Genomic DNA, 18,790 nt, shown 5'->3' with positions numbered 1-18,790 from the left:
ATTCCCTCCCAAGTCCACCCGCTCAGAGATAGCTGTCCAACTTTCGCTTGCTCAGTTCGAGGTAGTCGAAGTCGAAGGTGTACACCTCGACCGAGACGGTGCCCGACCACCCCTCTCGAAGTGGGGAGAGTGCCGTCTCGAAGTCCAGGGTTCCGGAACCGGTCGGGACGTGTTCATCCGCCGCGCGACGGGCGTCGTTGACGTGGACGTGCGAGATCCGCTTGCCGTGGTCGGTCAGAAAGGAGGCGATGTCCTGGGCGTCCATCCTGTCGACGCGTGCGTGGCCCGTGTCGAACGTCATCGACGCCTCCGTTTCGGCGAACACGCGGTCGAAGTCGTGGACCGTGAACAGCACACCGGGAAGGTTCTCGACACAGATTTCCACGTCGCGTTCGCCGGCGAACGCGTCGAGTTCACGTATCGCTTCGAGCAGATGCGGTTCCACGTCTGCGACGTTCCACTCCGGCGGCCTGGCGTGAGAACTCGCGTGCAACACCGCTTTTTCCGCACCCATCTCCGCGGCAGTCTCGATACACGTCTTCTGTTCTTCGCGTGATGCCGCTCTGATTCCCGCCCTCGGTGAACCGATTTCGACGTCTACGAACGGGAGGTGGACGAGCAGGTCGAGACCGTCGTCCGCTGCGAGCGACGTGATTGCCGCCGGGTCGAGCGTCGTTCGCTCGGTCGACCCGTCCATGTACAGTTCGGCGAAATCGAACCCGAGGCGTGCGCCCTGGTCGAGCGCTTCCTGCCACGATACGTCGCCCGTGTGCGTCTGGGTCACGAACCCGATTCGAACGTCGCTCACGACGCCTCCTCGTCGACGACTCGCTGTGCCCTCGCCTCCGACGACCCCGTCACGAACTGGTCGAGCGCGGAGACGCTCGGTGCGACGAGCGTCGGGCAGACGTCGCTCCGTTCGACGTCGAACCGAGTGGCGTCACCGGTCAGCACGCACACCGACTCACAGCCGACGTTTTCGGCCAACTGCACGTCGGTTTCTAATCGGTCGCCGACGACGACGACGTCTTCAGGGGCGTATCCGTTTCTGTCGAGGACGTGTTGTATCATCTCCGTGTTCGGCTTGCCGAAGATTCGGTCCGGTTTCCGGTCGGTCGCTCGTTCGACGAGGGCACCGATCGAACCGCAGTCTGGAACCATCCCCGCTGCCGTCGGGCAGACGGCATCGGGATGTGCGAGCAAGAACGTCGCCCCGTCGCGGATGGCGAGGGTCGCCTCGCGGGCCTTCTCGTAGGTGAGTTCGGTGTCGAAACCGACGACCACGTGTTCGGGATCGTCGGCACCGACTTCGACGCCGTGTGCGGCCAGCGCGTCCCGCATCGCCGTCGTGCCGAGAACGTACACCTCCTCGTCTACGTCTTCGAGATGCTGAATGACGCCATCCGTCGAGAGGAGCACGTCGTCGACGTCTGCTTCCACGTCCAGCGCGTCCAGTTTCGCCACGTACTGGTCCTTCCACCGCGAGGAGTTGTTCGAGAGAAAGTAGACGTCGACGCCGGACTCGCGTAGCGTTTCGATGCGCGCTCTCGCGTCGTCGACGAGGTCGTCGTCGAGATAGACGGTTCCGTCCAGATCGAAGAAGACCACCTCTTTCGAATCGAGCCACGAGAGCGAACTGAAGGTGCGATCTGCCGCCTGTAAATCCTCGAGGTCGTCGATTTCGACCCAGTCGTATTCACCGACGTCCACGGCCGTGAGGTCGTGGGGATGGGTTCGAACGACCCTGTCGATAGCGACCTCGGTCCACTCGCCGTACTCGCCGCGTCGGTCGATGGTCCTCGTAATCTCGTCGAACAGCATCGTCGAGAACGCCTCGGAGAATCTGTAGACGTCGGTGGACGAACTGTGGGCGGCTTGCTCCGGAATACCCTTGTCGATGTGTGTGATTCGGTCGTTCTCGTCGACGGAGACTTTCATCGCTTCGTCGATTATCTGTCCACTGTCGCAGGCGACGGCGCTGTCGACGTCGGCTTCGACGAGGGTCGCGAGAAGTCCGGGGTCGAAGGCGACGTCCCCGTTGCTGAGAACGAACTCCTCGCCGGCGACCTCCTCACCGGCGAGGGAAAGCGAGTACATGTTGTCCGTGTTGGCGTACACGTCGCTCGTTCTGACGGTCACGTCGAGGCTCGGACGCCGGCTTTCGACGTTCTCACAGACGGACCGCACGTGGTCGGCCAGATAACCGGCGACGACGGTTACGTTCGTTATCCCCGCGTCGACGTAGGCGTCGAGTTGTCGGGCGAGAACCGGCGTTCCGTCTACCGTCACACAACATTTCGGTTTGTGAAGCGTTATCGGTCGAAGTCGAGACCCAACCCCCGCTGCCAGAATGACCCCCTTCATGAAATGACACCGACCCAATACCGCGACGTAGTTCGTGATAACGTTGCTGGCTACGTGGCAGTTCGGTGAAAGTCACGAATCTCGACGATTCGCTCACTCGTCGGAAAACCGGAGAACGTTCGGATAATCCGCGATGATGCCGTCCACACCAGCGTCGCGAAGTTGGGTCGCCTGATACCAGCTCTCGACGGTCCAGACGTTTACGTCGTAGCCCTCCTCGTGAGCGACATTCACGATGTCGACGTCGTCGTAGGGGCCGAACGACCCGTACTCGTCGTTGAACAGTTCTGTCCCAGCTATCATGTTCCAGGGCGGATGAATCGCGTCACACTCGTATCGACGGGCGATTTCGAAGCCGTCGACGATGGATTCTGCGAACACTGCTGCGACGGGAATCGTCGAGTCGACCTCGCGCACTGCCGCGAGTGCACCCTCGGCGAACGAGGAGACGAGAACGTCGTGGTCGTAGCCGGCGAGCGTCGAAACGACGCGGTCGGCGAACGGAAGCCACAACTCTTTCTGGCTGTCTCGTTCACCGGGTGGGAGGTTCTCGTGCGTTCGAACGTCGAGCGTGCCGGGGTTTTTGAACTCGACGTTCACTCCGACCGATGGTGGAATCGCATTGAGGACGGTCTCCAACCGCGGTATCGTCTCCTCGGTGCCGAGAATCTGCACGTCGCTCAGCGTCTCGAAAGGGAGGTCCCAGACGGGTTGGTTCGCAATCGACTCCGGGGCGTCGGTCAATCGGTCGAGTCGGCTGTCGTGAAAGACGACGACCTCGCCGTCGGCAGTCGGATGGACGTCGATTTCTACCATCTCCGGCGTGCTCCCCAGCGCGGTCGTCGACTGACGAATCGCAGCGACCGTATTTTCTGGGTAGACGCCTGCAAAGCCGCGGTGGGCGATAACCGAGAGGTCGCTGCTGGATACCGCCTGCTGGTCGATGTCCGTGGATAGTTCGAGGTCCGAAGAGCGCTGTTCTAGGTTCGCCGACTGTCGTTCCGCCGTTCCGCTCGTGCGTGCCATATGCTGATTCGGGCAGATCCGCGCGTCCGGCGCGCTATGGCGGTTCTGCCACCCTTACCAGCGAATACGGCCAACCGAACTTCAATGTTTCTTTTTAGTATATGGAATTCCTTTGAACTCTAGAGTGGCAGGCGGTTTCACAGCAATCTATATAGATTCGTCCGGGGAGAACGACTGCACTATCGCGTCGTACACCGACGCCGACTGGTGGCCGTCGCGTCGCACGTCGGTCAGCAGATGCCGTCTGGTCGTCCGTCGCGCTGCGACGGCGGAATCGTCCTCTAGCACCTGTGACAAGGCAGCGAGCAAGTCGTCGAAATCCGAGGCTATCGGGCCAGCGGTGATCTCGTCGTAGTCGAAGTAGAATCCCCGCGTCTCCTCGTACCTGGCACGGTCGAACGCGTAGAACACGACCGGACGGTCGAGATACAGGAAGTCGAAGTAAACAGAGGAGTAGTCGGTAACGAGCACGTCCGCGAATCGGAGTAACGGATACACGTCACACTGCTCGGGCAGTGAAACGATTCGTGAGAGGTTCGGCGGGAAGGAAAATCGCTCCCGAGCGTGGGTTTTGACGACGAGATACGCGTCCTCGCGCTCCAGGAAGTCGTCGAGGGCCCGAAAATCGAGGTGGGCCGCGATATCAGCGGCCGAGTCGTCTCGAAACGTCGGTAAGTAGAAGACGACACGAGAGTCCCGTGAAAGTCGCCGTACTCGTCGTCCCGCCGTCTCGTCCGTTCCGAGGTCGCTCCCCCGCACGGGTCCGAAGAGCGGGTCGAGGCGAGGATAGCCGGTTATCACCATCCGGTCAGGGTCGATGTGGAGACCGGATTCGAACACGTCGGTGAGATTCTCTCCCGGGACGGCGAGTCGGTCGAACTCCCCCGCCATGTACTCGTGGACCGCTCTGAGCGGTGCCGGTTCGTCCGGAAACTCGGCGTCCCAGGAGACGTTCTTCAGGGGGACCCCGTGCCAGAGGAGTACCGTCTTCGCACCGGCACAGCACGGCATGACGACGTCGCGATGTCCTTGCGTCACGACGACGACCCCTGCACGGAGGTTCGCCAACAATCCGCGGAAAGAGTAGCAGTAGTGGGCTTCGTACCCGGATTTCCGCAGTTCGCGGACGACCCGCCGGTTCTTCGAGAGCCAGACGGAACGAACGCCCGGTTGTTCGTCGGCGACGTGGAGATACAGGTACTTGGCGTTGTCCACGAACGCGTCGCCGCCACGTGCGCCGAACACCCACAGGGAGTCGTCCCGCGTCCAGGTTCTCGACAGTCGTTTCACGACGAGGTACAGCAGCCACTGGGGGAAGAGCGAAGCGCGCTCGACCCGCGTGGAGAGGGCGCGAAGTCCCGACCGCACCCGTGAGACGAGTCCGGACTGGTCGAATTTCACAGCACCGACGAACGGTCGCTACTGGCAAAAATCACCTGCTTGCGTCGGAGACGGTGTCGTATCGAGACGAGAGAAAAGTCTCCACCCACACGAGAGCCGAAAAAGACGACGGGGTCGACAGGACCGTGGAGCGAAGAACCGAACTTACTCGGAGAACTCATTCCATAGATTAAACTGGTATTACTCGAATATCGCTACCATGGATACTATCGGTACGATGAGAATTTTCGATCCTGATAGCGACGTTCCCTACTCCGAACCGACCCTCGTCGTAGGGACAACTGCGTTCTCCGACGACGGTGGTCGACGAACCGTGCTCGCCAGGAGTCGCTAATATTACATGTCGGCTTCGCGACGACCGTTCGAGATGCTCCGCGAGGTCCGAATCTTCACTTCCGCTCGGAGCAGACGAACGACACTCGTGTACCTCGCCATCATCTCCATCGTGTTCGTCGGTGCGTCCGTTCTTCTCCCTCAGCGGTTCCCGGTTCTCACGAACTCCGCCGCACTTCGAGAGTACGTCCGGGGATTCGGCCTGTTCGCACCGGTGGTGTTCGTCCTGTTGCAGGCGAGCCAGGTCGTCGTCGCACCCATCCCCGGACAGTTGCTTGCGTTCGGTAGCGGCTACCTCTTCGGGCCCGTCTATGGGACCGCCTACAGCCTGCTCGGGGCGACGATCGGAAGCTACATCGCGTTCTCGCTCTCCCGGCGGTACGGCCGGCCGTACGTCGAGAAGGTAGTTCACGTCGAGACGCTCCAACGGTTCGACTCACTGGTCGGAAACCGGGGACTACTCGCGCTCTTTTTCGTCTTCCTCATCCCCGGCTTACCGGACGACGTCATCTGTTTCGCCGGGGGACTCACCGAGATGGACATCCGGAAGATGGTCGCGGTGTCGTTTTTCGGTCGATTGCCCGGCTACTTCCTCATCAATCTCGCCGGTGCAGAACTCGCAGCGAATCGCCTCGTTCAGATGGGACTCATCGTCGGGGGCCTCCTCGTACTCTCTGCGTGGGGATACCTCAAACGAGACGCGTTGGTCGAACGATTCACTCGGTGATATATCGTCCATCCGTTGGCCAGTCGCGCCAGCGTCGACCGCTCCGAGAATCCCGAACCGGCGGGATTTAAGCGGCACGGAAACCCCTTTTCGAGTGCATGAGGCTACACGAGTACCAGGCGAAGGAGGTGTTCTCCGACGCGGGGATTCCGACGCCCGACGCGGCACTCGCAGAGAGTGTCGACGAGGCTGTCGAGGCGGCGGAGAACATCGGCTATCCGGTCGCGGTGAAAGCGCAGGTACACGTCGGCGGCCGCGGGAAGGCCGGCGGTATCAAGCTCGCCGAGAACCGCGAGGAAGCCGAAGACGCCGCAGAGTCCATCCTCGGGATGGACCTCAAAGGCTACACGGTCGAGAAGTTGTTGGTCGAAGGGGCCGTCGATTTCACCGACGAACTCTACGTCGGCGTGACGATGGACCGCGGCGAGGGCGAACCCGTCGCCATGGTCTCCTCGAAAGGTGGTGTCAACATCGAAGAAGTCGCCGAAGAAGACCCAGACGCCATCGCACGCGAACACGTCGACCCGGCGTTCGGGATGCACCCCTATCAGGCCCGGAAGGCGGTCTACGACGCAGGTGTTGACCGCGACGTGGCACTGGACGTGGCGAGCGTCCTCACGACGCTCTACGACCTCTGGGAGGACAAAGACGCGAGCGACGCCGAAATCAACCCACTGATGCTAACCGCGGACGACGAAGTCGTCGCTGCGGACGCAGTGTTGAACATCGACGACGACGCGCTGTTCCGTCATCCCGACCTCGCCGAGATGGAAGAGGACTCTTACGAGGACGACCTTGAACGCAAGGCGGGCGAGTACGGCTTCGACTACGTCCGACTCGACGGCAACGTCGGCATCATCGGGAACGGGGCCGGACTAGTCATGACGACGCTCGACCTTGTGGACTACTACGGTGGGAACCCCGCCAACTTCCTCGACATCGGTGGCGGCGCGAAGGCCGAACGAGTGACCAACGCGCTGGACATGGTGTTCTCCGACGAGAACGTCGATTCGGTCGTCTTCAACATCTTCGGCGGCATCACCCGTGGCGACGAGGTTGCCAAGGGTATCAACGAGGCACTCGAATCGCTGGACGAAATTCCGAAACCCGTGGTCGTCCGCCTCGCCGGCACCAACGCAGAGGAGGGGATGGAGATTCTGAACACCGACCTCGTCCAGGTCGAAGCGACGCTCGAAGACGCGGTCCAGCGTGCCGTCAAAAACGCTGAGGAGGTCGAAGCATGAGCATTCTCGTCGACGACGAAACCCGTGTGGTCGTCCAAGGTATCACAGGCGGTGAGGGGAGTTTCCACACCGAGCAGATGATGGAGTACGGAACGAACGTCGTGGCGGGCGCTGTGCCCGGCAAAGGCGGACAGGAAGTGAAAGGCGTGCCCGTCTACGACACCGTGAACGAAGCCGTCGAAGCAGAGGACGCCGACGCGTCCGTCGTCTTCGTCCCGCCCGCGTTCGCTGGCGACGCCGTCTTCGAGGCGCTCGACACCGACCTGGACCTCGTGGTCGCCATCACCGAAGGCGTTCCGACCCAGGACATGTCGAGAATCTACAAGCGCCTCTCGGAAGTCGACACACGACTCATCGGGCCGAACTGTCCCGGCATCATCACGCCCGGCGAGGCGAAACTGGGTATCCTGCCCGGCAACATCTTCGAGTCGGGCAACGTCGGTCTCGTCTCCCGCTCGGGGACGCTGACCTACCAGGTCGTGGACAACCTGACCCAGCGCGGTATCGGGCAGACGACCGCCATCGGTATCGGTGGTGACCCCATCATCGGAACGGACTTCATCGACGCGCTGGAACTGTTCGAGAACGACACGGACACCGACGCCGTCGTCATGTGCGGCGAAATCGGTGGTGAGGACGAAGAACAGGCGGCGAAGTTCATCGCCGAGAACATGGACACTCCCGTGGCTGGCTTCATCGCGGGCCGTACCGCTCCGCCGGGCAAGCGCATGGGTCACGCTGGCGCTATCGTCTCCGGCAGTGGAACCGGGACGGCCAAAAGCAAGATAGACGCGCTGAACGACGCGGGCGTTCCGGTCGGCGACACGCCCGAGGAAGTCGCGGACAACATCGAAGACATCCTGTAATCTACGTTTTCACTTTTCTTGCGTCGCACCGTCGACTATCGGGGTTATTGTGAAAAGTGTAGTTGAAATACGATATCACATAGTAAATATTTGAAATAATACATATATGTGCGCAGTAATACCTCTCTACCGTATATCAGGTAACGAAGACGACAGTACTGGTGGGACGGCCCTCGATCAACGAAGCTATGGGAAGATGATTCTGTTTTTCGTCCTCTCACTGGGCTTCTACGGCCTGTACTGGATGCACCAGGTGCACAAGCAGTATCAGAAGGAGTTCGGGAAAAAGTACGACCCGACGCTCCGAACGCTCGGTCTGTTCGTTCCGTTCTACAACCTCGTCGTCTGGAAACTGTGTCAGCTCTCGGAGAACGTCGTCGACGACCAGGACGGTACTAACCTCTTCATACTGTGGATTCTCGTCGCACCCATCGCGGTGTATCTCATCCAGTCGGGTATCAACAGCAAAGTAGAGGACGCAGTCTAAGACTCTCGGCTCGTTTTCGAATCGTACCGCCTCGCCAGCGTGAATAGACCTTCGAGGTCGGTCGAGAGTTCACGCAGGCGGACTGTTTCACCGTCCCTGCCGACGATACCCAAATCGACTAATTTCGGCATTCGAACTACGCCAAGACGGGTCTGCTCACACCGCTACGCTCCGCGGACTGCGTCTTGTCTAGTTCGAACTGCCCCTCCGACTATTTCGTGGCTCACGCTGGGGCGAGTGCCGCAGACGCGGCACTCACCGAGTTGTTCGCCACAAAACGAGTGGGTCGGGGCAGATTCGAACTGCCGATCTGCTCCGTGTGAAGGAGCTGTCATAACCGGACTAGACTACCGACCCTCGCAGTTTCAGATTTCCTTGCCCGAGACTTAAGACTTGCTTTCGAAAGCGGGCGGCCACTACGACCAAGGGTCGCGGATACCCACCCCCTGACGTGAACGACTGGAACGTGGTGAACGTTGCCGAGAGGGACCCTGCCGTTCGAGACGGCGAGAAGTCGCTGCATCGCGTCCTCGCCGAACACGCTGACGCTCGGACGAAGTTCGTCCTGCCCGAAGGGCGATACCACATAGACGGACGGTTCGAGCACAACGACTGCGAAGCTATCGCCATCGAGGGCGACCCGCACGCGACGCTGGTCGTGACCGACCCCGACCAGCAGTACTGTCTCGACGTGGGCGGCGGGTGGGGTGTGGCACCCGACGAGGCCGCCGAGCGCGTGGAGGTGAGAAATCTCACGTTCGATATGAGCGCGGATGGGGTGGGCGCGCAAGCCGTCTCCGCACGGGCCGCTCGCGACCTCCGAATCGAAGACGTGTCGGTGGTCGGCGAGTGCGCGTCGGCGGAAAAGAAGGCCCTCGGCGCGATTTACGCCGCCGTCACGCACCCCGACGGGTCGGGGGTCGTGAACGTCTCGCTTCCGGATGGCTGTGCGTTTCGCCCCGACGCGTATCCCGACCAGTCGTCCGTGGAGTCCCAAACGAGCCATCCGATCGGCATCAGCGTCACCGACGACCATCGAGGCGAGCTGACGTTCCGTGAGTGTCACGTCGAGGGGTGGGTGAACAACGGTGGCTACCTCGCCGGCGGCGAGGGGCCGTGCGTCGTCGAGGGAGGACGCTGGAAGGACAACGGGAACGCGAACCTCCGCCTGGGAGACGGCGACGTGGCCCGGAACGTTCGAATCGACGTGGACGAGACGACGTACACCGGGTGTGGTCTCTGGTTGCAGGAGGGGGAAGTGCACGTCTCGGGCGGCGAGATGACTCTGCCGAACTGCGACAACGACGGTCTGCGCGTTTCGAGTCTGTCGGCCCGCGTGCGTGACCTCCGAATCGACTGTGACTCGTCGGCCCGAGCCATCAAGGTCAACGACTGGTCGGCCGAGGACGAGGCGACCCAGGACGGAGTGAGCGAGGTGCTACTGGAACGAGTCGAACTGCACGACGGCGGCGACGGCTCGAAACACACCTACTGCGCGGAACTCTGGCGCGACGGTACGACGCTTCGAGACTGCACGCTCACCTTCGAATCGGGAGCGAACAATCGAAACGGAATCAACGTTCTCGGCGCGAACGTCGTGTTCGACGGCGTGACCGCCACCCACGAAGCCAGCGACCGAACGACGGTGCTGGTCAAGGCGGACGACGTCGAACTCCGAAACTCGACGTTCCGTGGACGAGTCGACGTCGACCGAAAGAATGCGGCGTCGCCGCGGTTCGAGAACTGCGATTTCACCGATTGTGAGTGCGTCGGTTTCGAACCTTAGCTCAGCCCGATACGTTTTCGCGCGTCGCGCACTGCGTCACGGGAGCGTCGTTTTGCCTTCTTCTCTACGTCCTGGATGTTCGACCGCACCGTCCCGCTCCGGGACGGTTCTCGAGTCTTCTCCCTGCCGGTCGCCTCTCGAATCTTCAGTTCGAACGGTTCCAGTTCCTCTCTGATACCACGTTCGAGGTGCGTGCCGGCACGTCGAAGGTAGTACCACGCGTCTTCGAAATGTTTGTTCATCGTCGTGTACTCCAATTGTGTCCTTACGAAGGGGACAAATATAACGATTTCGCCAGAATGCGGAATCGACTGGCGGTTCAAAAACGGTTTTACCTCGGGCAAAGAAAGCAGGGGTATGTTCACCCGGTTTTCGATTCCGACGCCGTTTCAAATAGGACCAGTGAACGCCTATCTCGCGGGGCGGACGCTGGTCGACCCCGGTCCGGGAAGTGAAGAAGCATGGACAGCGTTGCTCGAAGAGTTGGAACACCGCGAACTCGACCCAACGGACATCGAGCAGGTGCTGGTCACCCACCCACATCCCGACCACTTCGGACTGGCGGCACGGCTTCGAGAATTGGGCGCGCGCGTCGTCGCGAGTCCCGAAACGGCGAAGATAATCAGCGATTTCGAACGACGGTTGGAGTACGAACAGTCGTACTTCGCCGACTTCTTCGACCGGAGCGGGATGGCAGAGACCACTGCCAGGACAGTGACCGACCTCCCGGCGGCGTACCTCTCCGTCTCACCCGGCGTCGAAACGGACCTCGAACTGACGGACGGCGAATCGGTCTCCGTCGAAAGAGTCGACGTGACCGCAGAAGCGGTGCAGGGACACGCGCCGGGTGAAACCATCTTCACCTTCGAAACCGATGGCGAGTCGCGCGCGCTCGTCGGCGACCACGTCCTCCCCGACATCACGCCGAACCCGCTCCTCCAGCCGCCTGCCGAGGACGGCGACAGCCGTCCCCGCGTCCTCCCGGCGTACAACCGGTCTCTCGAACAGCTCCGCGACCGCGAATTCGACGGATTTCTTCCGGGCCACCGCGAGGAGATTACGGCCCCGACGGAGCGAATCGAAGAGATTCTCGCCGCCCACGAAGACCGAACCGAGACCGTCCGTGACATCGTGGACGGCCCGACGACGGCGTTCGACGTGATGAACGCGCTGTTCGACGACCTGCCCGCGACGGAGTACTTCCCGGCCATGAGCGAGGCGGTCGGTCACCTCGACGTGCTCGAAGACCGAGGAGAGATAGAACACGAAGAACGCGGCGGTGTCGTGGTGTACGAGGAGGTGACGGCGTGAACGACTTGCAACCAGTCGCTCTCGATGACGAACCTGCAGATCTCGTCATCCGAAACGGCCGCGTTCTCCTCCCCGAACTCTGTGAGTTCCAGGCCCGTGACGTGGTGATACGGAACAATCGCGTCGCGGCCCTACCAGAATCCGCGACGGATGCTATCGGCGACGACACGAAGGTCATCAACGCGACCGACCGCGTCGTCGTTCCGGGATTCATCGACGCTCACACCCACCTGGACCTCCACCAGACGTTCGAGAACGCCTACCACTACGCCCTCGAAGGTGGGACGACGACCGTCGTCTCGGAGGTGACTGGATTCGGCCCTGCCTTCGGAACGGAGGGTGTCGAGCAGTTGCTCGCCGCGACGTCCTACCTCCCGATTCGCGTGTACGCTTCCGTCCCGCCACAACCGATAATCGACACGTTCGAACCCGGACGCGCCGACCCCGAATCGCTCGCTCACCTCCTCGAAGACCCGCGGATCGTCGGCGTCGGCGAAACCGACTGGATTCACGCCGTCGGACGCGACACGCGAGCGGAGGTGCTGTACGAACGCGCCAAACGCGAAGGGAAGACGGTCACCGGACACGGCGCAGGCTGTTCGGGTCCGAAACTACAGGCGTTCGCGTCCATCGTCGACGACGACCACGAGGCTATCACCGCCGACGAGATTATCGAGCGCGTCGAGAACGGCATCCACGCCATCGGTCGGTACGGGTCGATTCGAGACGACATGGGTGCGGTCGGCGAGGCCTACGAGGAAATCGGAGCGAGCGAGATTTCGCTCTCGACGGACGGGATGTGGCCGAGACAGCTCACCCGCGAGGGCTACATGGACGTGGTCGTTCGCCGGGCCATCGAAGAGGGGGTCCCACCGGCCGACGCCATTCGGATGGTGACGCTCAACCCGGCGCGACACTTCGGCCTGCAGAACCTCGGGACGCTCGCCCCCGGGAGCATCGCCGACGTGGTCATCATCAACGACTTAGAGACCGTCAACGTCACCACCGTCGTCAGTGGCGGCGAAATCGTCTACAACAACCACGAGACCACCGTCGCACCGCGTTCCTATGAGTATCCCGAGCACTTCTACGACAGTGTGAACGTCAGCACCGACCCCGAGGAATTCCGAGTGCCCGCAATCGACGGGCCAGTGCGGGCAATCGAGTACCGGGGCGGTCTGCTCTCCGGAGAGACGAGGGTCGAACCCCCCGTCGAAGACGGCGAACTCGTCGCCGCACCGGAACACGGACTGTTGAAGGCCACCCTGTTAGACCGGCACCCCGACGGCGACGGAACCGGCTTCACCGGCTTTCTGGCGGGTTACGGGACGCTCGACGGAGCGGTAGCGACCAGTCTCACCTGGGAACTTCCCGGCGTCGTGGCGGTCGGAAGCGGCGACGACGTGCGTCACGCGGTCGCCCACGTCAACGATATGGGTGGTGGCTGGGCCGTCGTCAAAGACGGTGACGTGGTCGCGGAACTGCCGACGCGGGTCGGCGGCGTGTGCTCCGACCTCGAAGTCGAGGAGACGGCGAAACTCTACGGCGCGATAGGGAACGCGCTCCGCCGTCTGGGTGTGGACGTGGAGCGACCGATGCTCGCACTCCAGACGCTCACGTTCCCCGGTGTTCCGTCGCTCAAACTCTCCTTCTCGGGCTACGCAGACATCTTCGCCCGTGAAATCGTCGGCCTGGACGCGAGCTAACTACGCTCGGTCGCTCCCGTCGTGCTCTCGAATCGTTCGAATCTGCTCGTACGGGAAGAAATTTCTGCCACCGGTTCGCGTGAGCCAGACTCCCGTTTCGTAGAACTCCAGTTCTGAACCTTCGACCGGCGAGACGATGTTCTGTTCGCTCCCCCGTTTTCCAGTCGGTACCAGATACACGTCGTATACCTTCTCGGGCATGACGAACGGCGTACGATAGTCGTGAGCAAAAGCGTACCGGCCACGGTCGAACTGTCAGACGACGGTTCGGTTCCCTGCTTTGCCCGACGAGACGGTCGGGTTCGAATCGCAGGCCGGGGCCAGGCGAACGACGCGCCGAGTGCGAACTTCTGGGGACGTCAGAACTCGACGTACCGAGCCACGATTCGTGGTGACACGTGTCAGCTGATTTGACCAGTCTGCGCGCACGAGAGACCGATAATGTCCATAACTTATGCGTACGCCCAGCGTTAGAAACTCCGTTCCTACGTCGTGACGCGCTCGAATCCGTCTTCAGTTGACCAGTGGACAAGCATAGTTGAATCGGCAGACTGCGCCGGGCATGTTCCGCAACATAAATAATTATGATAGTAAGAATTCAGAAATGCTTTTATAGAGAGATAGCTCAGGCACGGCCGAGGTACGAGATGTTCGCACCGCTACGACGCCTGACCCTGTTCGCCCTGTACCAGCTTAGTGTCCTGACCGGCATTCTCCTGCTTCCGGTTGCCCTCGTAGCCCGGCGGGCAGGTGTGCCAATCCCGATGCACCGTCTCATGGAGACACTAGAGAAAGCGTACGACGAGGCCACAGAATCGAACGCGTAACACGACTGCTGGTTTTACGACAGTCCATACCCGGAATGGTTGGTTTTATCAGTGCTGACGGATTACGTCCGGGTAATGCGTACTCCAATGCACGGTTCCGAATTTTCGCGCAATCTCGAGCGCGTCAGTGGCACCGAAACCAGTCCGTACGAGCCGGAAATCGGCTCGCTGCCCCAAAGTGAGTTCTCGAAAGACGACCTCAAAAACGTCAACAAGACCGGGACGACGACCATCGGTCTCACGACCGCAGATGGCGTCGTCATGGCGACTGACATGCGTGCCAGCCTCGGCGGGCGATTCGTCTCGAACAAGAACGTCCAGAAGGTCGAACAGATTCACCCGAGGGCGGCACTGACGATGGCCGGGTCGGTCGGGGGCGCACAGTCGTTCATCCGGACGATGCGCATCGAATCGAATCTCTACGAATCGCGGCGCGGCGAGCAGATGAGTATGCAGGCCCTCTCGACGCTCGCAGGGAACATGCTCCGTGGCGGCCCGTTCTTCATGGTCTCTCCAATCCTCGGTGGTATCGACGAAGAAGGGTCTCACATCTACAGCCTCGACCCCGCCGGTGGCGTCATGTCCGACGACTACACCGTCACGGGAAGCGGGATGCAACTGGCCTACGGTGTGCTCGAACAGGACTACGAGGAGGGTCTCTCGAACGAGGAGGCAAAGACCATCGCGGCCCGCGGTATCAAGAGCGCGGTCGAGCGCGACACGGGCAGCGGAAACGGTGTGTTCCTCGCAGAAATCACGGAAGAAGACGTGGAAATCGTCGGCCACAAGAACTTCGACGACGTGCTCTAGGTCCAGTCTGCGAAACTTCCCTCGAGTAACGTCTCTTTCTGTCGGTCGATGTACGTCCGCTGCATCCCTTCGATAGCGTCTGCGAACGTCTGACCGTCGTCAAGTCGTTCCCGAACCTCGGTCTTTTTCCATCCCGCCGGCGTCACGCCGTGGCGGGCACGTTGACGAAGCGGCCAGAGATACTTCGCGGCCGTCTCGTCGGACAACCCCCGGGCTTGCAGTCCGTCTTTCGCGTGGGCGAACAGGTCGGCGAACACCGACTCAGTGTCGGTCGTCTCCTCACCGTCGTTGGTAATCCAGTAGAGGTCGGCGTCGAGTCCCTCGCGCATAGCGGCGTAGAAGTTGTCTCGCGCGACCACCCAGTCGAGGTGGCGAACGGGATGTTCCCGGCGGAACGTGCTCTCTAACAAGCCGGCGAACGCCGCCTGAAACGCGATCGAATCCCGAACGGTCGGCTGGGCCGCGATGGGTCGAAATTCGAGTCTGGCGTTGGCGGCAGACCGCGTCGGGCCGCCGAAGACCGGTCGCACCCAGCGCCAGTAGGCTCCGTGTTTCAGTCGGAAGTGGGCGAACTCGTCGTCGAAGCGGGCCGAACGTGATACGGGCATCGGAACCATCGTGCGGTCTGCCGCTATGTTGTCGATAGTCGCTTCGACCGATTCGACGTCTTCGGGGAACCGAACTTTGCCGGGGTCGTTCTGATTCAGCACCGACTCGAAGACACCGATTCGGTTTTCCATCCACGCTTCGTCGACGATTTCCTCCGGCGGCGCGTCGTCGTACAGGTCCGGTGGGAAGAACGGCGAGTTCACGCCCAGCGCAAGCAGTGGGGCCGCGATTCGAATCGCGTATCTGAAGTAGGTCGGCAGGTCGCGGGCGTGAGGCATCTGATAGTGGGGTTGAATCGACGTGATGAGACTCTCCGGCATCACCGTCTCCGCCGAGAGCGAGACGTGTGGAGCGTCGAGTTCCATCCCCGCCGTGTCGTCGGCGTTCGCCATCGCGTGATACCGCACCGAGTCGCTCATGTTCGACGCGATTCTGACACCGTCGTCTTCGACGCTGTCGGTGAGATACTCGCGGGCGGTCTCGCCTTCCGGCGGAATCGTCCAGAGGCCGTCGCTGACGAGGAGCATCCCTTCGGTAGTGGTTCGATTCTCCGCCGCAGACAGGCGGGCTTTCACCTCGGCTTCCTGTGCGGCCAGACCGTACTCGTTCAACGGTTGCGGACTGGTCGACATCTCCGCGTTGTGCAAGCCCAGTTCCTTCTCGAATCCGATGAGTTCGAGCAGTCTGCGTGGGACGCGGGCGAGGGCTTTCGTCTCGGCATCGACGGCGTAGAACTCGTACTCGAAGCCGATGATGGCCTGCGGATTGTCGAACGTTCCGTCCGCGAGTTCCCGCTTGATGACCTCTGCGTCCTCCTCGACGCGAGTTTGAAACCCGCTACTGTCGACGGAAAGTACGTCCTGAACCTGCGATACGAGGTCCTCAGTCATTGGAGGGGAGTGAGCGTGCCAGACGCTTCAATCCACGGGCTTTGTGGCCGTCGTTTTCGTCGCTTCGCCGTGGCGGCGCTCAGTCGCAATGACTGTCCTCGCCACTGATTCACGGAACGTGACGACGAGTTCGTAAGCATCTGCGCTCATATCAGCCGTACAGCCGACCGGCAAAAGCGGAATATCGCGCAAAAGACCGTCTTTCTCTCCCGTCTTAACGACAACGTCGAGCGTTTCGTTCGACCGGTCGTACGAAACCGTGGCGAGTTTTGCCTTATTACACGACCCGGAACCGACCCAGAGCGCGCCCGAAACGACGATCTGCTTCGAATCTGGCCGAAATCGAACGTTCGGGGGTGCTTCCACGTCAGTCGAACCGTCGGCGTTACCGACGGCAAATTCAACGTCACGGACATACTCTCGTCAGTCCGCTTCCCGCCGACCAACTGGCCGAGACAACCGCTGCTCACGAGCACTCCGGCAGAAACGAGTAGTTCGCGGCGGCGCACACCTTCCCTGTCGTCCTCCCTTCGTAAAAATTGTCGGTAAAGTAAAACGAGTGTTTCAACCATCCAGTCCGTGAATTATCGACCGTTCGATTTATCTCCGCCCGTCGAAAATCGCCGGTAATGGAGTTCGCGGAGTTCGCCGAGCGTGCTGGTGAAATCGAAGAACTGAGTGCCGACAGCGACATCATCGAGGCCGTCGTCGACCTCCTCTCGGCCGCGAACGACGACGTCGAAGTGCTCGCCCGGTTCGTCCAGGGCCGGGTGTTCCCGGCGTGGGACTCCATAACGCTCGATATCGGGCCGAACCTCTGTTATACGGCTATCGCCCGCGCTGCCGGGCGGAACGTCTCGGCCGACGACGTGGAAGACCGCCTCGCCGAGATGGGAGACGTCGGCGCAGTCGCGGCGAGTTACGACTTCGGCGGGCAGCAGGGACTCGCCGCGTTCGGTTCGGGGCGAGACGAGTTGACCGTCGCGACCGTCGCAAAGGAACTCGAAACGCTGGCACACACCGAGGGGTCGGGGAGCCAGGACACGAAGATGGACATTCTGTTCGGACTGTTCAACCGAACCAGTTCGAAGGAAGCGCGCTATCTCGCCCGACTCGTCCTCTCGGAGATGCGAATCGGCGTCGGCGAGGGGACGGTTCGAGACGCCATCTCGGGGGCGTTCGAGGTGCCCGTCGACGCGGTCGAACGCGCATTGCAGGTGTCGAACGATTACGGCCGCGTCGCCCGAGTCGCCCGCGACGAGGGCGAAACGGGACTCGATGCGATGGAATTGGAAGTCGGTCGGCCCGTGCAGGCGATGCTCGCGCAGGCGGGTACCGTCTCCGACGCACTCGACGACTGGGAGAAAGCGGGCGTCGAGTGGAAGTTCGACGGCGCTCGAACGCAGATTCACTACGACGGCGAGGACGTTCGAATCTTCTCGCGGAACATGGAGGACGTGACCGACGCCCTCCCCGAAATCGTGGAGTACACCCGCGAACATTGCGACACCTCTGCCATCATCGACGGCGAAGTCGTGGCGATGGACGAGGGCGAACCCCTCCCGTTTCAGGAAGTCCTGCGACGATTCCGCAGAAAACACGACGTCGCCCGCGCCCGCGAGGAAGTGAGCCTCGAACTCCGGGCGTTCGACTGCCTGCACGCAGACGGCGAGGATATGCTCTCGGCACCTCTTGCGGAACGCCACGACCGATTGCAAGCGGTACTGTCGGGCGGCGTCTCAGCGCTCACCGTCACCGACGACGCAGAAGAGATCGCCGACGTCGAGGCGAACGCGCTGGAGGCGGGTCACGAGGGCATCATGCTGAAAAATCCCGATTCGACGTACTCGCCGGGTCGCAGAGGGAAGAACTGGCTCAAGCGAAAACCGGACGTGGAGACCGTCGACCTCGTGGTGACCGGCGCGGAGTGGGGCGAGGGCAGACGGGCGAGTTTCCTCGGCACGTTCTTGCTGTCGGCGTGGACCGAGGACGGCTTCGAGACAATCGGCAAGGTCGCCACCGGTATCACCGACGAGGAACTGGCCGAACTGACCGAACTCCTCGAACCGCACATCGCTACGCAGGACGGACAAACGGTCGAAATCACGCCGCGGGTCGTCTTCGAAGTCGGCTACGAGGAGATTCAACGGTCGCCGACCTACTCGTCCGGCTACGCCCTGCGCTTCCCGCGATTTCTCGGCGTCCGCGACGACAAATCGCCGGACGATGCTGATTCGCTTTCGCGCGTGGAACGACTCGCAGAAACGCAGCAGAGATGATGTATTTCGATTCGGTTCAGTATCGAGCGAGTGCTCGGCATCCGGACGGGAATTTTCGCGCACCGGGATGACAGCGTCGTGGCCGCACGGACCAAACGCAGACGGTCGTGAACGAAAGGACTCG

The 18,790-nt window shown here is 61.6% G+C and carries 18 protein-coding genes and 1 tRNA gene; 10 read left to right on the top strand and 9 right to left on the bottom strand.

The annotated features are described in order from the left end of the window. Positions 1-22: 22 nt before the first annotated feature. The 4 genes from ACR3FF_RS08745 to ACR3FF_RS08730 all read right to left on the bottom strand — a co-directional run bounded on the left by ACR3FF_RS08745 (position 23) and on the right by ACR3FF_RS08730 (position 4,791). Positions 23-808, bottom strand: a complete 786-nt coding sequence (locus ACR3FF_RS08745; RefSeq protein ID WP_458187612.1) for a sugar phosphate isomerase/epimerase family protein — start codon at positions 806-808, stop codon at positions 23-25. Next, a complete protein-coding gene (locus ACR3FF_RS08740; protein WP_458187611.1) occupies positions 805-2,364 on the bottom strand; it encodes an HAD-IIA family hydrolase in 1,560 nt (519 codons plus the stop codon). The genes ACR3FF_RS08745 and ACR3FF_RS08740 overlap by 4 nt, the downstream gene beginning before the upstream one ends. A gap of 93 nt (positions 2,365-2,457) precedes the next feature. Next, positions 2,458-3,390, bottom strand: a complete 933-nt coding sequence (locus tag ACR3FF_RS08735) for a glycerophosphodiester phosphodiesterase (protein WP_458187610.1) — start codon at positions 3,388-3,390, stop codon at positions 2,458-2,460. Positions 3,391-3,537: 147 nt separating this feature from the next. Then, positions 3,538-4,791: a CDP-glycerol glycerophosphotransferase family protein gene (locus tag ACR3FF_RS08730; protein ID WP_458187609.1), complete on the bottom strand. Its 1,254-nt coding sequence runs from the start codon at positions 4,789-4,791 to the stop codon at positions 3,538-3,540. A 367-nt stretch (positions 4,792-5,158) separates the two neighbouring features. Between ACR3FF_RS08730 and ACR3FF_RS08725 the strand changes: the two genes are divergently transcribed. From ACR3FF_RS08725 to ACR3FF_RS08710, 4 genes are all read left to right on the top strand, one after another. Further along, complete coding sequence (locus ACR3FF_RS08725; protein ID WP_458187608.1) at positions 5,159-5,851, top strand: TVP38/TMEM64 family protein; 693 nt, start codon at positions 5,159-5,161, stop codon at positions 5,849-5,851. 98 nt (positions 5,852-5,949) lie between these two features. Further along, a complete protein-coding gene (gene sucC, locus ACR3FF_RS08720; protein WP_458187607.1) occupies positions 5,950-7,095 on the top strand; it encodes an ADP-forming succinate--CoA ligase subunit beta in 1,146 nt (381 codons plus the stop codon). Further along, positions 7,092-7,961, top strand: coding sequence for a succinate--CoA ligase subunit alpha (gene sucD / locus ACR3FF_RS08715; protein ID WP_458187606.1), 870 nt, complete (start codon positions 7,092-7,094; stop codon positions 7,959-7,961). The genes sucC and sucD overlap by 4 nt, the downstream gene beginning before the upstream one ends. 196 nt (positions 7,962-8,157) lie before the next feature. Beyond that, complete coding sequence (locus ACR3FF_RS08710) at positions 8,158-8,448, top strand: hypothetical protein (RefSeq protein WP_458187605.1); 291 nt, start codon at positions 8,158-8,160, stop codon at positions 8,446-8,448. Positions 8,449-8,730: 282 nt separating this feature from the next. Here the strand turns inward: ACR3FF_RS08710 and ACR3FF_RS08705 are convergent. Further along, positions 8,731-8,805 (bottom strand) — tRNA-Val (locus tag ACR3FF_RS08705). Between the two features lie 94 nt (positions 8,806-8,899). Between ACR3FF_RS08705 and ACR3FF_RS08700 the strand changes: the two genes are divergently transcribed. Next, the gene (locus ACR3FF_RS08700; protein WP_458187604.1) at positions 8,900-10,234 is read left to right on the top strand and encodes a hypothetical protein; all 1,335 of its coding nucleotides are present in this window, start codon (positions 8,900-8,902) and stop codon (positions 10,232-10,234) included. On the opposite strand, the gene ACR3FF_RS08695 is transcribed toward ACR3FF_RS08700, so the two are convergent. Further along, on the bottom strand, positions 10,231-10,476 hold the full coding sequence (locus ACR3FF_RS08695) for a DUF7553 family protein (RefSeq protein ID WP_458187603.1): 246 nt from the start codon (positions 10,474-10,476) through the stop codon (positions 10,231-10,233). The genes ACR3FF_RS08700 and ACR3FF_RS08695 overlap by 4 nt on opposite strands. 115 nt (positions 10,477-10,591) lie before the next feature. Here ACR3FF_RS08695 and ACR3FF_RS08690 point away from each other — a divergent pair, with 115 nt between their 5' ends. Then, complete coding sequence (locus ACR3FF_RS08690) at positions 10,592-11,545, top strand: MBL fold metallo-hydrolase (protein ID WP_458187602.1); 954 nt, start codon at positions 10,592-10,594, stop codon at positions 11,543-11,545. Next, a complete protein-coding gene (locus ACR3FF_RS08685; RefSeq protein WP_458187601.1) occupies positions 11,542-13,251 on the top strand; it encodes an adenine deaminase C-terminal domain-containing protein in 1,710 nt (569 codons plus the stop codon). Before ACR3FF_RS08690 ends, ACR3FF_RS08685 begins: the two co-directional genes overlap by 4 nt. Here the strand turns inward: ACR3FF_RS08685 and ACR3FF_RS08680 are convergent, their stop codons facing one another. Continuing rightward, entirely contained in the window at positions 13,252-13,452 is a 201-nt protein-coding gene (locus tag ACR3FF_RS08680; protein WP_458187600.1) for a hypothetical protein, read from the bottom strand. It abuts the gene before it with no gap. 446 nt (positions 13,453-13,898) lie between these two features. Between ACR3FF_RS08680 and ACR3FF_RS08675 the strand changes: the two genes are divergently transcribed. Both ACR3FF_RS08675 and psmB read left to right on the top strand, forming a co-directional pair. Further along, complete coding sequence (locus ACR3FF_RS08675) at positions 13,899-14,078, top strand: hypothetical protein (RefSeq protein WP_458187599.1); 180 nt, start codon at positions 13,899-13,901, stop codon at positions 14,076-14,078. A gap of 75 nt (positions 14,079-14,153) precedes the next feature. Beyond that, entirely contained in the window at positions 14,154-14,888 is a 735-nt protein-coding gene (psmB, locus tag ACR3FF_RS08670) for an archaeal proteasome endopeptidase complex subunit beta (RefSeq protein ID WP_458187598.1), read from the top strand. On the opposite strand, the gene ACR3FF_RS08665 is transcribed toward psmB, so the two are convergent. Then, positions 14,885-16,387 (bottom strand): glutamate-cysteine ligase family protein, encoded by a 1,503-nt coding sequence (locus ACR3FF_RS08665; protein ID WP_458187597.1) that lies wholly within the window; start codon positions 16,385-16,387, stop codon positions 14,885-14,887. The genes psmB and ACR3FF_RS08665 overlap by 4 nt on opposite strands. 27 nt (positions 16,388-16,414) lie before the next feature. Next, positions 16,415-16,753: a hypothetical protein gene (locus ACR3FF_RS08660; RefSeq protein WP_458187596.1), complete on the bottom strand. Its 339-nt coding sequence runs from the start codon at positions 16,751-16,753 to the stop codon at positions 16,415-16,417. Positions 16,754-17,016: 263 nt separating this feature from the next. On the opposite strand from ACR3FF_RS08660, the gene ligA reads away from it, so the two are divergent. Next, positions 17,017-18,666, top strand: a complete 1,650-nt coding sequence (gene ligA / locus ACR3FF_RS08655) for an ATP-dependent DNA ligase LigA (RefSeq protein ID WP_458187595.1) — start codon at positions 17,017-17,019, stop codon at positions 18,664-18,666. The last annotated feature ends 124 nt before the right edge of the window (positions 18,667-18,790 follow it).

It is taken from the genome of Haladaptatus ordinarius (assembly GCF_054177595.1).
The sequence above is the reverse complement of the archived record's forward strand: the minus strand, read 5'-3'. Positions and strand labels throughout refer to the sequence as shown.

Bases quoted from the DNA above. Each gene is read 5' to 3' on its own strand.
- ACR3FF_RS08740 (WP_458187611.1), bottom strand. From the start codon at position 2,364: ATGAAGGGGGTCATTCTGGCAGCGGGGGTTGGGTCTCGACTTCGACCG.
- ACR3FF_RS08735 (WP_458187610.1), bottom strand. From the start codon at position 3,390: ATGGCACGCACGAGCGGAACGGCGGAACGACAGTCGGCGAACCTAGAA.
- ACR3FF_RS08725 (WP_458187608.1), top strand. From the start codon at position 5,159: ATGCTCCGCGAGGTCCGAATCTTCACTTCCGCTCGGAGCAGACGAACG.
- sucC (WP_458187607.1), top strand. From the start codon at position 5,950: ATGAGGCTACACGAGTACCAGGCGAAGGAGGTGTTCTCCGACGCGGGG.
- sucD (WP_458187606.1), top strand. From the start codon at position 7,092: ATGAGCATTCTCGTCGACGACGAAACCCGTGTGGTCGTCCAAGGTATC.
- ACR3FF_RS08710 (WP_458187605.1), top strand. From the start codon at position 8,158: ATGATTCTGTTTTTCGTCCTCTCACTGGGCTTCTACGGCCTGTACTGG.
- ACR3FF_RS08695 (WP_458187603.1), bottom strand. From the start codon at position 10,476: ATGAACAAACATTTCGAAGACGCGTGGTACTACCTTCGACGTGCCGGC.
- ACR3FF_RS08690 (WP_458187602.1), top strand. From the start codon at position 10,592: ATGTTCACCCGGTTTTCGATTCCGACGCCGTTTCAAATAGGACCAGTG.
- ACR3FF_RS08680 (WP_458187600.1), bottom strand. From the start codon at position 13,452: ATGCCCGAGAAGGTATACGACGTGTATCTGGTACCGACTGGAAAACGG.
- ACR3FF_RS08675 (WP_458187599.1), top strand. From the start codon at position 13,899: ATGTTCGCACCGCTACGACGCCTGACCCTGTTCGCCCTGTACCAGCTT.
- psmB (WP_458187598.1), top strand. From the start codon at position 14,154: ATGCGTACTCCAATGCACGGTTCCGAATTTTCGCGCAATCTCGAGCGC.
- ACR3FF_RS08665 (WP_458187597.1), bottom strand. From the start codon at position 16,387: ATGACTGAGGACCTCGTATCGCAGGTTCAGGACGTACTTTCCGTCGAC.
- ligA (WP_458187595.1), top strand. From the start codon at position 17,017: ATGGAGTTCGCGGAGTTCGCCGAGCGTGCTGGTGAAATCGAAGAACTG.